Source organism: Actinoplanes sp. NPDC000266, from assembly GCF_042899005.1.
GTDB lineage: Bacteria > Actinomycetota > Actinomycetes > Mycobacteriales > Micromonosporaceae > Actinoplanes.
The window spans coordinates 76702-90148 of sequence record NZ_JBIAZI010000008.1 but is presented as its reverse complement, the minus strand read 5'-3'; the positions used below and the strand labels follow the sequence as shown (position 1 = coordinate 90148).

Below are 13447 nucleotides of genomic sequence, written 5' to 3'. Positions count from 1 at the left end.
CGCCGTCAGCTCTTCACCGGTGTGACCGCGACGGCCGTGGACAGGGCGAAGTCGGGGTCGGCGACCGGGCGGCCGAAATAGTAGCCCTGCAGGAGGCGGTAGCCGAGGCGGTGCAAGGTCTCGGCCTGGGCTGCCGTCTCCACGCCCTCGGCCACGGCGGCCAGGCCCAGGCCCTGGCTCACCTGGATGAGGGCCTCGGCGATGACCGTGTGCCGGCCGGCCTCGGTGATGTTGTCCACGAAGGACTTGTCGACCTTCAGGATGTCGACCGGGACCGTCTGGAGCAGGTTCAGCGAGCTGTGGCCGGTGCCGAAGTCGTCCAGGGCGATCCGCACCCCCAGCGCGCGCAGCTCGTTGAGCGTGACCACCGCCTGGCCGCCCTCGAAGACCGCCGTCTCGGTCATCTCGACCGCCAGGCATCGCGGCGGCAGGCCGGTCTCGGCCAGCACCGCCGCCACCGTGGCGGCGAAGCCGTGCCGGGCCAGCTGGCGGGCCGAGACGTTCACGCTGACCCGGTCCGGGGCCAGCGGGCCCAGCGACTCGCGCCAGGCCGCCATCCGGTGGCAGGCGGTGCGCAGGATCCACTCGCCCAGCTCGACGATGAGCCCGTTGCGCTCGGCCACCGGCACGAAGTCGGCCGGGCTCACCATGCCGCGCAGCGGATGCTCCCAGCGGACCAGCGCCTCGACCGCCGCCACGCGGCCCGTGGGCAGTTCGACGATCGGCTGGTAGACGACCCGGAACTGGCCGCTGTCCAGGGCGGCCCGGATCTCCCCGCCGAGGCGCGCGTTCTCGCCGGCCCGCTCGTCGAGGGTGGGCGTCCACCGGCGTACCGGATCGCCGGTCTGCTTGGCCGCGTACATCGCCGCCTCGGCCTGGCGCAGCAGCTCCTCGGCGTCCACGCCGGTGCCGCCGGCCAGCCCGATGGCCACCCCCACGTACAGCTCGTGGCCGCCGGCCGTGACCGGGTGGCGCAGCGTGTCCGAGAACCGGGCCGCCAGCGCGCGGGCCTCGTCGGCCGTGGCGTGGGGGAGCAGGACGGCGAACTCGTCGCCGCCGATGCGGGCCACCACCGCGCCGGCCGGGGCGCCGGACCGCAGTCGGGCCGCCAGCAGGGTCAGCACCCGGTCGCCGACCGGGCGGCCCAGCTCGTCGTTGACGTTCTTGAAGCCGTTGAGGCCGAGCAGGGCCAGCTGCGGGCGCCCGGCCTCGCGCAGGGCCTGCACGACGCGGCGCCGGCTGGCCAGGCCGGTCAGGTCGTCGGTGAGGGCGGCGCGGTCGAGCTGCTTGACGAAACCGGCCATCCGGGTGATCACCAGCAGGAACAGGACGGCGTTGGCGACCGCCACCGAGATCAGGTCGTGCTGCTCGTCGCGGACCGTGGGCATGAACAGCAGGGCCGGTGACAGCAGCGAGCAGGCGCCGAACAGCAGCAGGCGGCCGCGGCCCACCCCCGGGGTCTCGCCCGCGGTGTAGCCGCGGCGCATGGACGGGTGCAGCGCGGCGGCGGCCCACACCACGTACGACAGCAGGAACGCCGGGTCCGCCGGGTGGGTGTCGCTGAGCAGCGCGAAGCCGGTGTCGGCGGCGAACATGAGGGTGACCGCGGCGGCCAGCATCCACACGCTGGGACTGGCGATGCGGGCACCGGTCAGCAGCCGCGCCAGCAGGGCCAGCAGGAGCACATCAGCCGCCGGATAGGCGGTGCTGGTGAAGCGTTCCAAGGCCGAGTCGGCGTCCCCGACGACGACCGGGTAGACGACGAACACCCAGTAGACCAGGCCCAGGCCGATGGCCACGATCGCGGCGTCGATCAGGTTGCCGCGGCTGCCCCGCACGAGCAGGAGAAGACCGACGGCCAGCATGGGGTACGACGCCAGGTAGAACACGTCGGCGAGAGACGGATACGGCTCCAGATGCAGCACGTGCTGGTAGTACTCGTAGGTGAAGTCACCCAGCACGAAGGTGAGCTGGCCGGCCGCGAACCAGTACCACATGGCGGGCCGCGCCGGGCGGTGCAGGCGCACGGCGGCGAGCACCGTCAGCCCGGACGCCAGCCCGATCGCGTCGTACAGCAGCGAAGCGGCCAGCCCGTCCACGGGCAGCACGTACTGACCGATGATCGCGAGCACTCCGGCCGCGAGCCACCAGCACCACACCCGTTCCCGGCTCACTCCCCGCTTGTTCGGCCGGGCGCCGGGAAACTTGAGGTCTTGTCTAAAACCTAGTTTGGCGATAGGAAATAGGGATGGCCGTTCCCCTGTCGATCCTCGACCTCAGCCCGCTCGTCGCCGGTGGCACCGCCGGCGACGCCCTGCGCCGCACCATCGACCTCGCCCGCCACGCCGAGCGGTTCGGCTATCACCGGTACTGGGTGGCCGAGCACCACTTCACGCCCGGCGTGGCCAGCTCGCAGCCGGCCCTGCTGCTCGGGCAGATCGCGGCGGCCACCGAGCGGATCCGGCTCGGGTCGGGCGCGGTGCAGACCGGGCACCAGACGGCCCTGACCATCGTCGAGCAGTTCGGCCTGCTCGACGCCCTGTACCCGGGGCGCTTCGACCTCGGGCTGGGCCGGTCGGGCCAGCAGCGCAAGGAGGCGGTCTCCGAGATCGCGGCGGTCAGGGAGCCCGCGCCCGAGCGGGTGGTCGACGGCCTGCTCATCCCCGCGCACTTCTCGTGGGCGCCGATCCACGTCTCCTCGCGCTCGGCCCTGCTGGCCTCGCTGCTGTCCCAGCCCGGCGCCCAGTCGCCCGGGCTCGACGAGATCCTCGACCAGATCGGGGCGCTGCTCGCGGGCCCGTACACCGACGCCGAGGGCAACGAGGCCCGGGCCGTGCCCGGCGAGGGGGCCGACCTCGAGATCTGGCTGCTGGGTTCGAGCGGCGGCGAGAGCGCCCGGGTGGCCGGGCAGCGCGGGCTGCCCTTCGCGGCCAACTATCACGTGGCGCCGGCCAAGGTTCTGGAGGCCGTCGAGGCGTACCGTGCCGCCTTCAAGCCCTCGCCGCGGCTGAGCGAGCCCCGCGTCATGGTGTCGGCCGACGTCCTGGTGGCCGGCGACGACGAGACCGCGCGGCGGCTGGCCGCCCCGTTCGGTCTGTGGGTGGCCAGCGTCCGCAGCGGCAAGGGCGCCATCCCGTACCCGAGCGTGGAGGACGCCCTGGCCCACGAGTGGACCGGCGAGGAGCGGGCCCTGGTCGACGACCGGGTGCGCACCCAGTTCGTGGGTTCTCCGGCCACGGTCGCCGAGCGCCTGCGGACCCTCCAGCGCGTGACCGGGGCCGACGAGTTGCTGGTCACCACGATCACGTACGACCACGCGGACCGGGTTCGCTCGTTCGAGCTGCTGGCGAAGGAATGGAGCTGAATCCTTCGAAGAGCGGCCCGCCGTTGCGGTCGAGCACCTCGGCCGTGAAGGCGGCGGGCTCGTCGCGGGCGGCCAGCCAGCGCTCGGCCAGCCCCGGGTCGAGCTCGCGCAGCTCCCGCAGCAGCCACTTGCCTTGGCTGATCCAGCGCCCGGCGAAGGCCAGACAGGCCCGCGCCGCCTCCGTCCACACGGTCGCGGCGATGACGAGACGCTCGCCCGGGTCGGTCGCGTGTCCGAGGTCGTCGAGCAGGTCGGTCAGGCCGTAGCGCAGCCGGTCGCGCTCGCCGGCGGGCAGCGGGCCGGGGCCGTCGGCCAGGACCCGGGCGCAGCGCGCCGGCAGGTCACCCGGGTCGCCGACGAGCACGGCGCCGCGGGCCAGCATGCGATGGGTGCTGGGCTTGCGCGCGGCCAGCTCCCGCGCCAGGAACTCGGTGAGCCGCTCCGGAGTCTGCACGAACAGCTCCACCGGCCAGCCCCGGTGACGCAGGCTCTCGCGATGAGCCGTCCCGCCCGGGGGAAGCATCACGACGATGTCGAGATCGGAGCCGGCCGTCCGCGCGGCGGTGAGCACGCTGCCGGTGAGCAGGGCCCAGTCGGCCCCCGGAAAGCGGTCCTCGACGATCTCGCGGGCGACGTCCACCGGTTCCATCCGGTGATCCTGGCAGACTTGCGGGGTGGGTGAGGTGCGGGAGGCTCTCGACCGGGCCTGGCGGTCCGACGCCGCCGGCATGCTGGGGGTGCTCGCCCGGCGGCTCGGCGACCTCGACCGGGCCGAGGAGGCGCTGCAGGAGGCCACCGCGTCGGCCCTGCGGCACTGGCCGGACGAGGGCGTTCCCGCCAATCCGGCCGGGTGGCTGGTCACCACCGCGTGGCGCAAAGCCGTCGACGCGATGCGCCGGGAGGCGGGCGGCCGGGCGAAGCTGGCGGTCCTCGCCCGTACGCCCCCGCCCGAACCGGCACCGGACGACCGTCTCGCGCTGATCTTCGCCTGCTGTCATCCCGCCCTGCCCGAGCCGTCCCGTATGGCCCTCACCCTGCACGCGGTGGCCGGCCTGCCGGCCGACGCGATCGCCGCGGCGTTCCTGCTGCCGAGGGCGACTCTCGCCCAGCGTCTGGTCCGGGCCCGCAAAACCCTTCGGGACCAGGGGGTACGGGTGGAGGTGCCGGCCGCCGGGGAGTACGGTTCCCGTCTGCCCGCGGTGCTGACCGTGCTCTATCTGATCTACAACGAGGGCTACACCGCGCGGCGGCCCGAGCTGGCCCGCGAGGGCCTCGACCTGGCGCGGCAACTGGCCGCTCTGATGCCCGCCGAACCGGAGGCGGCCGGTCTGGCCGCGCTGGTGGAGCTGCACGAGGCGCGCTCGGCCGGCCGGTTCGACGCCGAGGGCCGCATCGTGCTGCTGGAGGATCAGGACCGGTCGCTGTGGGACCTTCAGGCCATTCATTCGGCCGTACGCCGGTTGGCGCTCGCCGCTCGGCGGGACCGCCCCGGGCCGTACCAGTTGCAGGCCGCGATCGCGGCCCAGCACGCCCTGGCGTCCTCGTACGAGAAGACCGACTGGCGGGCCGTGCGCGCCCTCTACGACAGCTTGCAGGTGCTCCAGCCGTCGCCGGTCGTGTCGCTGAGCCGCGCCGTGGCGACCGGTTTCGTGCTCGGCCCGGCGGCCGCGCTGGACGAGGTGGACGCCCTGGAGGACCGGCTGGTGGGCTATCGCCTGTGGCACGCCACCCGCGCCGACCTGCTGGGCCGGCTCGGGCGCGCCGGGGAGGCCGTCGAGGCGACCCGGCGCGCCCTGGCCCTGGCGGCGAATCCGGCGGAGCGTGAGCTGCTCCGCCGGAAACTCGGCGCCTTCTAGCGCTCGAGCACGGGCCGCACCTCGACCCGGTCGCCGACCGCCGCGATGCCCGGCCAGGTCGCGGCCACCGCCACGGCGTCGTCGATGTCGTCCGCGACCAGGTGGATGAAGCCGCCGATCTGCTCCTTGAGCTCCACGAACGGCCCGTCGGTCACGGTGGGCCGGCCGCCGTCGCCGGCGCCGACCGTCCTGGCCGTCTCCGTCCGCTGGAGCTCGGCACCGCCATCAGCGATCTTCCCGGCCTCGAACCACTTGCCCCACCAGGCGCCGACCTCGTCCATGAGCCCGTCGGGAAGCTTCGGCTCGTACCAGGCCGTCTCGTCACCCACGATGATCATCACGTACCGCATGCCGCGCTCCTTCTTCTCGGATCCGTCCTCGGATGACGATCGGCCCGCCGCGGAATCGACATGCCGGCCGGAAAAAGTCTTATTGCCTAGTCTGCCTATAGGAATTATGGTGAGCCGATCCGACCGGAGGAGGCCCCCGTGCCGCACCTGTCCGCCCGAACCCACCTGGCCACCCCCGTCGACGTCGCGGCCTACGGCGAATACCGGCCCCGGACGCCAGTCTCCTTCACCGGCCGGATCACCGCGGACGGCGAGTTCACCGCCCGGCCGTTCCGCTACCACGTCTACGGCGGCCGCTTCTGTCCGTGGACCCACCGGCTCGCCATCACCCGCGAGCTGGCGGGTCTGCACGACATCGTCACCATGTCGTACGTCGACAACCAGCGCGACGGCCGAGGATGGGCGTTCCGCGCCCTCAACGGCCCCGACCCGGTCAACGGTTTCACGCTGCTGAGCGAGGCGTACGAGGCCACGGTCGAGGGCTTCACGGGTCATGCCGGCGTGCCGGCCCTGTGGGACCGTTTCACCACCAGGGTGGTGAGCAACGACCCGACGGCGATCGGCGTCGACCTGGCGACCCGCTTCCGCCATCTGGCCGCGGCGCCGGTGGAGACGTACCCACCGGCCCTGCGCGACGAGATCGACGAGCTGGACCGCTGGCTGCGCCCCGCGGTGAACCAGGGCGCCGACGCGGCGGCCACCGACGGCCAGGCCCGGGCCGCCCTGCTCGGCGCCTTCGAGCGCCTGGACGCCCGCCTGTCGGGCGAGGACCACCTGATCGGCGGCGTGCTGACCGAGGCCGACATCCGGCTGTGGGTGACGCTGGTCCGCTACGACGCCGGCCCGAACGCGGCCCGCACCATCAACCCGGGCCTGCACGTCTACCCGAACTTGTGGCGCTACGCCCGAAACCTGTACCGCCTGCCCGCCTTCCGGGACACGACCGACTTCGCGGCGTTCACCCGCCCGGGCGCGATCCTCCCGGATTGGGACTGACCTCGAACAGGCGCAGCCATTCCTCGGCCGTCGACACGATGGCCGCCGGGTCCATGGCCGCGATGGCCACGGCCGCCGCCTGCCACCCGTTCAGCCGAATGGCTTCGACCAGTCGCCGTCGCGCCCAACCGGCGGGCGGCCGCACGTCGGCCCCGGCCGGGACACCGGCGGTCGAGATGCCGGAGGACGGGGGCGGGCGCCGGAACAAGCCGCCCAAAAAGAGCTCGTGCTGCAATCGCTCGCTCCGTTCGGCCAGGGCGGCGATCTCGGCGCCGGCTGGGAGGAGCGCCACCATGGCCAGCGCCTCGGCGCGCTTGATCGCATCGGGCACCGCCGCCGCAGCCGCCTCGGCCCCCTCCCAATCGCCTTTCTGCGCGCGGATGAGGGCATCTGCTCCGGCACCGATCAGCAGCGGGCCCGTCGCATGGGGGCGGCGCACCGGACCGGACTGCATCGCATGGGTGAACGCCTCGCTGCGATTGGGGCGGCCCAACTCCACCCATGCCCACGCGATGGCGGCGACAACGTCGAACTGGCTGTTGGCTCGTTCGAACCGCACGCCCACCCGGTAGCGATCCCGCACGATTCCGTCGATCTCGCCGACCAGATCGATGTCGCCCAGGCCGCCGGCCAGATCGGCGATCGCCGCCGTGACCGGCCAGCGCCGTTGCGATCCTTTGACCAAGCGCAGCAGATCTCTGGCGATCGACGAGAAGAGGCCCGTCGCCCGTGCCGCGGCCGACGCGTACAGGAGGCGGGCCAAGTCGTCGATGTCCGGGCGGGCCCGGCCCCGGTTTGTCACCTCTATCTCGGTGAGGAGCTTTCGAGCTCGCTCAGGGTGGCCCTGAGCGATGGCCTTGCGCGCGATGGACACAAGGGTCTCGGTGGCTTCGTTCCCGGTGTCCGAATCGGCCTGCCTGGCCAGGGTTTCGGCCCCATCGAGGTCACCGAGAGCGGCGATCGCTCCCGCCGTCGCTCGCTGGGCGCCGGCGATATCGTGCCGGGCGTCGAACAGCGCGAACGGTGAGTAGCGCGACGAGTCCTGGAGTTCTTCGGCCATGGCCAGGTAACGCCTGGCGTCATCGAACGCGCCCCGGTCGGCTGCGGCCTCCGCCACGCCGGCGAGTATCTCCGCTCGTCTGATGACCGGGCCCATTGCCCGGCTGACCTCGGCGGCCCGGGCGAACTCACCGGCCGCCGAGAACAACGGCACGATGTCGTCCACCCAGCGGTGCCGTTCGCCCTCGGGCATCATCCTCCAGAGCCGCATCGCACGCTTGAACTCGCCGACCGCGATCGTGGCCTCGATGGCTGTGCTCAGGGCGAGATTCCTCCACCGGCCCGCCGCCTTGGCCGCCGCGGCGGAGTGCCGGGCGGCGACGTAGGCCCGCCTGGTCTCGCCCGAGGCCCAGAACGCTTGCGTGAGGACGGCGGCGGTGCGGGTCGCGCCGAGAAGCGCTTCCTCGGTGTCCTCCGGCGCGGCCGCCTCCCGCATGATGGCGTCGGCCGGGCCGGTGTCACCGAGCGCGATCGCGATGTGGGCGAGTTCCACCGGGTCCGCGGCTCGCAGATCCGGTGTGAGTTCGTCGACGATCGCGCGAACCGTGCCGGCGTCAAAGGCCGGGAGCGCCCGCGACAAGACGGTCAGGCGGATGTGGGGCTCTCTGATCGAACGGACGAGTTCGGCCGCCTGTCCGGGTTGGCCACTGTCCGCAAGAGCCGTCGCCATCACGGGCAGCACCCGAATGCGCGCCCCGGGACTCGTCAGGGACTGTGCCAGTTCGGTGGCCCGGGATATCTCGCCCAACTCGGCCCAAGCGACCGGCAGATCCTCGGGAAGCGAGCTGTTGCGGCGGGCGAGCCGGTCGCGGTGCACGGCGAGGCGGCCCAGCGCGCCCAGATCGGGAACCGCATCCCCGGCGATCAGCTCCTCGGCGGTCGCGAGCAGCATCAGCGCCCTCGCGTCGCCGCCGGTCTGTGCGAGCAACCGATCCTGGCGGGCCGGGTCGGTAGCAAGCCGGACGAGCCGGTCGGTGGCGCCGGACTGATGCAGCAGCTGGGCGTAGCCGTCGAGAAGGTATCCGGGGGTGTTCTCGGGCCAGCCTGGCGCGCGGTACGCGTCGGCCCAGTCGTGCAGTCGCGCGCGGTAGGCCGCCAGGCCGGTCTCGGCGAAGAAGCCCTCCGACTCCTGTTGCAGCTCCTCGTGGGCCAGCAGGAAGACCTTCGAGTCGCGAGGGCCGGGGCGGGACTGGAAGGCGCGGCCGAGGTTGTCGCGGATCCGCCACTCGGGGGCGCCGCACAGCTCGGCCAGGTCGGCGGTGGTCAGTCCGCCGGCGGCGGCGGTGAGGAAGCCGAGGACGTCCTGTTCGGCCGGGGTGCCGTCGAGCATGCGGCGCAGGTCGCGTTCGGCGTCGCGGCGGACGACGACGGCGCGGGCGGAGCGGGCCAAGGGGCGTACGACCGCTGGGTCTTCAAGAGGGTGACCTGGTGGGACGTCGGCGGGCAGTGGGGGGTGCGGGCGGCCCGAGACGATGACGCGGATGCCGTGCGGAGGGTGGGGCGGCAGCAGGGCGGCGATGCTGTGGGCGTCGGCGGCGCCGGTCGAGCCCCGGTCCTCGTCGAGGCCGTCGACGAGCAGCACCAGGCGTTCGCCGGCGGTGGCGCAGGCCTCGCCGGCCCGGTCGAGCAGGTCCAGCAGGATGCCCTCGCGGGTGGCCTCGGTGACATGGGCCGGAACTGGCAGGCCGAGCAGCTCGGCCAGTTGCAGCAGCACCACGTCGGCGAACGCGGCCCGGTCGTTGTTGCCGGCGAAGCGGGCGGTCACGAAGAAGGACACGACCCGCACGCCCGGCGGCGGGTGCAGCACGAACCACGACATCAGTGCCGACTTGCCCGTCCAGGCGTCGCCACGCCACCACGCGTACGTGTTCGAGCCGTCGCCGGCGCAGAAGCGGGCCAGCTCGGTCAGCTCGGCCTCGCGGTCCCGCAGCCCTTCCGGCGCGATTTTGCGTACCTGATGGAGGTAGCCCGAGCGGGCCGGCGGCGCTCCGGCCACCGTGACGTCGCCGTAGATGACGCCCGAATTGGCCACGGACCGGTCCTCGGCCCAGGCCTGGCCGGTGTCGTGCACCTCGGGGCGCCGTCCGAACACCATCCGACCATGATGCCACTTGCCCATCACCGATGGGTCTAGTAGGAATTAGGGCGTGACCACATCGCTCGATGCGCCACCCGTCGCCGTCGCCCGGCCGCAGCCGGTTGCCAAGCCGTCCGGTGAGCGGCGACGGCGCGTCGCCCTGCGGGTGCTCGCGCTTGTCGTCCTCTACGGACTTTGGGAGCTGGCCGCCCGTACGACGCGGAATCCGGCTTTCATTCCCTCGCCCGGCGCTGTCTGGCATCAGCTCGTCGTCACCTCGAGCGTTCATGACGGTGTACGGGGATACAGCGGGCACCTGCTCGCCGAGCACCTCGCGGTGAGCCTGCGCCGCATCCTGATCGGGTCCGTGATCGGCGTGGCCGGCGGCCTCGTGCTCGGGCTGCTGATGGGCACCGTCACCTGGCTGCGGGTCGTCACCGAACCGGTGGTCACCTTCGTGCGGGCGCTGCCGCCGCTGGCGTACTTCAGTCTGTTCATCATCTGGTTCGGCATCGACGAGACACCGAAGCTGTGGCTGCTCTCGATCGCCGCACTGCCGCCGGTCGCCGTGGCCACCGCCGCCGCCGTGCAGGGCGCGCCGACCGGCCTGGTCGAGGCGGCCCGGGCGCTGGGAGCCGGCCGCTGGCAGGTGACCCGCGACGTGACACTGCCGCACGCGCTGCCGGAGATCTTCACCGGCGTCCGGCTCGCGGTCGGCGTCGCCTACAGCTCGGTGGTCGCGGCCGAGACCATCAACGGGGTTCCGGGCATCGGCGGCATGGTCCGCGACGCCCAGCGCTACTCGCAGACCGACGTGGTCGTGCTCGGTCTGTTCGCCATCGGCCTCTCCGGCCTGCTCATCGACGCCCTGCTGCGGACGGCCGAGAACCGGCTGATCCCGTGGCGCGGCCGCGCATAGACAGGGGTTTCCCATGAAGAAGTTGACAGCGGTTCTCATGGTGGCGGCGATCGGAACGGCCGCCTGCGGCAACGGCGCCGCCAGTGGGGGAGCGAGCGCCGACGAGAAGACGATCCGCCTGGCCTATCAGGCGTTCCCGAGCGGCGACCTCATCGTCAAGAACCAGGGGCTGCTCGAGAAGGCCCTGCCCGACTACCAGATCACGTGGACCAAGTTCGACTCCGGGGCGAGCATCAACACGGCCTTCGTCGCCAAGAGCGTCGACATCGCGGCGATCGGGTCGAGCCCGGTCGCGCGTGGACTGTCGGCGCCGCTGAACATCCCGTACAAGGTGGCCTTCGTCCTGGACGTCGCCGGCGACAACGAGGCGCTGGTGGCCCGCAACGGCAGCGGCGTCACGGACGTGGCGTCGCTGAAGGGCAAGAAGGTGGCGACACCGTTCGCGTCGACCGCGCACTACTCGCTGCTCGCGGCCCTGGAACAGGCGGGCGTGCCGGAGAAGGAGGTCGACATCGTCGACCTGGAGCCGCAGGACATCCAGGCGGCGTGGACCCGCGGCGACCTGGACGCGGCATATACGTGGCTGCCGTCGCTGGCCGAGATCAAGAAGACCGGCAAGGTCCTGATCGCCAGCCGCGAACTGGCCACGGCCGGTAAGCCCACCCTCGACCTGGGCGTGGTGTCGACGGCGTTCGCCGACGCGCACCCGGAGGCGGTCGACGCGTGGCGCAAGGTGGAGGCGCAGGCCCTGGACATCATCGCGAGCGACCCGGACGCCGCGGCCAAGGCGGTCGGGGCCGAGCTGAACCTGAGCCCGGCCGACGCCAAGGACCAGCTTTCGCAGGGCGTGTTCCTGAAGCCGTCCGACCTGTCCTCGCCGGAGTGGCTGGGCACGGAGGCGGCGGTCGGCAAGCTGGCGGACAACCTGGTCAGCGCGGCCGAGTTCCTGAAGTCCCAGCAGAAGATCGACGCGGTGCCGGCGCTGGCCGACGTGCAGAAGGCGATCTACGTGAAGGGCCTTCCCGATGTCCTCAGCTGAGGCGGTCGTCCTGGACGGTGTCGAACACCGCTACGGCGACGTGACCGCGGTCGGCCCGATCGACGTCACCGTCCCCCGCGGCGAGTTCCTCGTACTGGTCGGCGCGTCCGGCTGCGGCAAGAGCACGTTGCTGCGCCTGATCGCGGGCTTCGAAAGCCCGACGACGGGTTCGGTCCGCACCGCCGGCGCGCCGCGACCTGAGCCCCGTTCACCGGATGCGCCGTCATCTGCGCCAGGCTCACCGGGCGCCCCGTCGTCCGGGCAGCGCTCGTCCGGGTCGCGCTCGTCCGGGTCGCGCTCGGCCGGGTCGCGCTCGGCCGGTGGCGCGCTCTCGGCGCCGGTGCCCGGGCGGGGGGCCGGGCTGGTCTTTCAGCAGCCGCGGCTCTTTCCGTGGCGCAGCGTGGGCGGCAACGTCGCGCTGGCCTTGCGGTACGCGGGATTGCCGGCCACGCCTGACACAGTCAACCAACTGCTTGAGCGCGTCGGACTGCACGACGTGGCCAAGCGCCGCACCTGGCAGATCAGCGGCGGCCAGCAGCAGCGGGTCGCCATCGCCCGGGCGCTGGCCGTCGACAACCCGCTGCTGCTGCTCGACGAGCCGTTCGCGGCGCTGGACGCGCTCACCCGCGAACGGCTCCAGGAGGATCTGCGGCGGGTGAGCCACGAGACCGGCCGTACGTGCGTGTTCGTCACCCACAGCGTCGACGAGGCGGTCTTCCTCGGCAGCCGCGTGATCGTGCTGACCCCGCGCCCCGGCCGCGTCGCCCTGGACCTGCCCATCGACCTGCCCCGCACCGGGCTCACCCCCGACGAGCTGCGCGGCCTGCCCCGCTTCGCCGCGCTCCGGGCCGAGGTGGGCGCCGCCGTCCGATCGAGATACGAGGAGGCACCCGCATGATCAAGTCGCTCGGCTCCCATTCCGGCGCCGTCGTGCATGGCGCGGAGTATGAATCGCTCGGCCCGCACTTCGGCGCCGTCGTGCACGGCGTCGACCTGGCGGCCGCGTCCGACGAGGAGATCGCCGGGATCCGGGCCGCGCTGGTCGAGCGCAAGGTGCTGTTCTTCCGCGACCAGACCCTCGACGACGACGCCCAGGTCACCCTGGGGCGCCGGATCGGCGAGCTCACCGCCTCACATCCGGTGGTCGGTGGGGTCGACGAGGCCCACCCCGAGGTGTACGCCCTGGACAGCACCGACAACGGCTTCGCCGACGTCTGGCACACGGACGTCACGTTCATGCGGCGCCCACCGCTCGGTTCGATCCTGCGGGCCGTGACCCTTCCCCCGACCGGCGGCGACACCAATTGGGCGGACAGCCAACTGGCGTACGACTCCCTGTCCGACCCGGTCAAGCATTTGGTTGACAAGCTCACCGCAGTGCATGACGGCACCCGTGAATTCGGCTACTACCTGGCCCAGCGCCGGGGCGGCAAGGGCAACGAGTGGGACGGCGAGGTGGTGACGCGCCTCGACCCGGTCGAGCATCCGGTGATCCGGGTGCATCCTGAGACCGGCCGGAAGGGCATCTTCGTCAACCCGGGCTTCACGTCGCACATCACCGGGGTGTCCGAGTTCGAGAGCCGGGCCATCCTCGACCTGCTGTACGCCCACCTGACAAAGCCGGAGCACATCGTCCGGCACCGGTGGCGTCCCGGAGACGTGGCCATGTGGGACAACCGCAGCACGGCTCATTACGCGAACCGGGACTATGGGGACGCCCGCCGGGTCATGCACCGGATCACGCTCCGGGGTGACGTCCCGGTAGGACCCACTCCCTGATCTCAGTT

At 72.4% G+C, this 13447-nt stretch carries 11 protein-coding genes; 7 read left to right on the top strand and 4 right to left on the bottom strand.

Annotated elements, in window-relative coordinates:
- Positions 1–5 precede the first annotated feature (5 nt).
- Entirely contained in the window at positions 6–2174 is a 2169-nt protein-coding gene (locus ACFY36_RS30790; RefSeq protein ID WP_499749409.1) for a putative bifunctional diguanylate cyclase/phosphodiesterase, read from the bottom strand.
- A 74-nt stretch (positions 2175–2248) separates the two neighbouring features.
- On the opposite strand from ACFY36_RS30790, the gene ACFY36_RS30785 reads away from it, so the two are divergent.
- Positions 2249–3364 (top strand): LLM class flavin-dependent oxidoreductase, encoded by a 1116-nt coding sequence (locus tag ACFY36_RS30785; protein WP_499749408.1) that lies wholly within the window; start codon positions 2249–2251, stop codon positions 3362–3364.
- On the opposite strand, the gene ACFY36_RS30780 is transcribed toward ACFY36_RS30785, so the two are convergent.
- On the bottom strand, positions 3303–4013 hold the full coding sequence (locus ACFY36_RS30780; RefSeq protein ID WP_499749407.1) for a nucleotidyltransferase family protein: 711 nt from the start codon (positions 4011–4013) through the stop codon (positions 3303–3305). The two genes, ACFY36_RS30785 and ACFY36_RS30780, sit on opposite strands and share 62 nt — an antisense overlap.
- A 25-nt stretch (positions 4014–4038) precedes the next feature.
- Between ACFY36_RS30780 and ACFY36_RS30775 the strand changes: the two genes are divergently transcribed.
- Positions 4039–5220, top strand: a complete 1182-nt coding sequence (locus ACFY36_RS30775) for an RNA polymerase sigma factor (protein ID WP_499749406.1) — start codon at positions 4039–4041, stop codon at positions 5218–5220.
- Here ACFY36_RS30775 and ACFY36_RS30770 read toward each other — a convergent pair.
- A complete protein-coding gene (locus ACFY36_RS30770; protein WP_499749405.1) occupies positions 5217–5570 on the bottom strand; it encodes a YciI family protein in 354 nt (117 codons plus the stop codon). The two genes, ACFY36_RS30775 and ACFY36_RS30770, sit on opposite strands and share 4 nt — an antisense overlap.
- Positions 5571–5708: 138 nt before the next feature.
- Here ACFY36_RS30770 and ACFY36_RS30765 point away from each other — a divergent pair, with 138 nt between their 5' ends.
- Positions 5709–6566 (top strand): glutathione S-transferase C-terminal domain-containing protein, encoded by an 858-nt coding sequence (locus tag ACFY36_RS30765; RefSeq protein WP_499749404.1) that lies wholly within the window; start codon positions 5709–5711, stop codon positions 6564–6566.
- On the opposite strand, the gene ACFY36_RS30760 is transcribed toward ACFY36_RS30765, so the two are convergent.
- Positions 6529–9720 carry a hypothetical protein gene (locus ACFY36_RS30760; RefSeq protein WP_499749403.1) on the bottom strand — a complete coding sequence of 1064 codons (3192 nt, stop codon included), beginning with the start codon at positions 9718–9720 and terminating at the stop codon, positions 6529–6531. The genes ACFY36_RS30765 and ACFY36_RS30760 overlap by 38 nt on opposite strands.
- A gap of 52 nt (positions 9721–9772) precedes the next feature.
- Here ACFY36_RS30760 and ACFY36_RS30755 point away from each other — a divergent pair, with 52 nt between their 5' ends.
- The 4 genes from ACFY36_RS30755 to ACFY36_RS30740 are packed head-to-tail and all read left to right on the top strand — an operon-like array spanning position 9773 to position 13439.
- Positions 9773–10621 carry an ABC transporter permease gene (locus ACFY36_RS30755; protein ID WP_499749402.1) on the top strand — a complete coding sequence of 283 codons (849 nt, stop codon included), beginning with the start codon at positions 9773–9775 and terminating at the stop codon, positions 10619–10621.
- A 13-nt stretch (positions 10622–10634) separates the two neighbouring features.
- Complete coding sequence (locus tag ACFY36_RS30750) at positions 10635–11660, top strand: taurine ABC transporter substrate-binding protein (protein ID WP_499749401.1); 1026 nt, start codon at positions 10635–10637, stop codon at positions 11658–11660.
- Positions 11647–12558: an ABC transporter ATP-binding protein gene (locus ACFY36_RS30745; RefSeq protein ID WP_499749400.1), complete on the top strand. Its 912-nt coding sequence runs from the start codon at positions 11647–11649 to the stop codon at positions 12556–12558. Before ACFY36_RS30750 ends, ACFY36_RS30745 begins: the two co-directional genes overlap by 14 nt.
- Positions 12555–13439, top strand: a complete 885-nt coding sequence (locus ACFY36_RS30740) for a TauD/TfdA dioxygenase family protein (protein ID WP_499749399.1) — start codon at positions 12555–12557, stop codon at positions 13437–13439. The genes ACFY36_RS30745 and ACFY36_RS30740 overlap by 4 nt, the downstream gene beginning before the upstream one ends.
- Positions 13440–13447 lie beyond the last annotated feature (8 nt).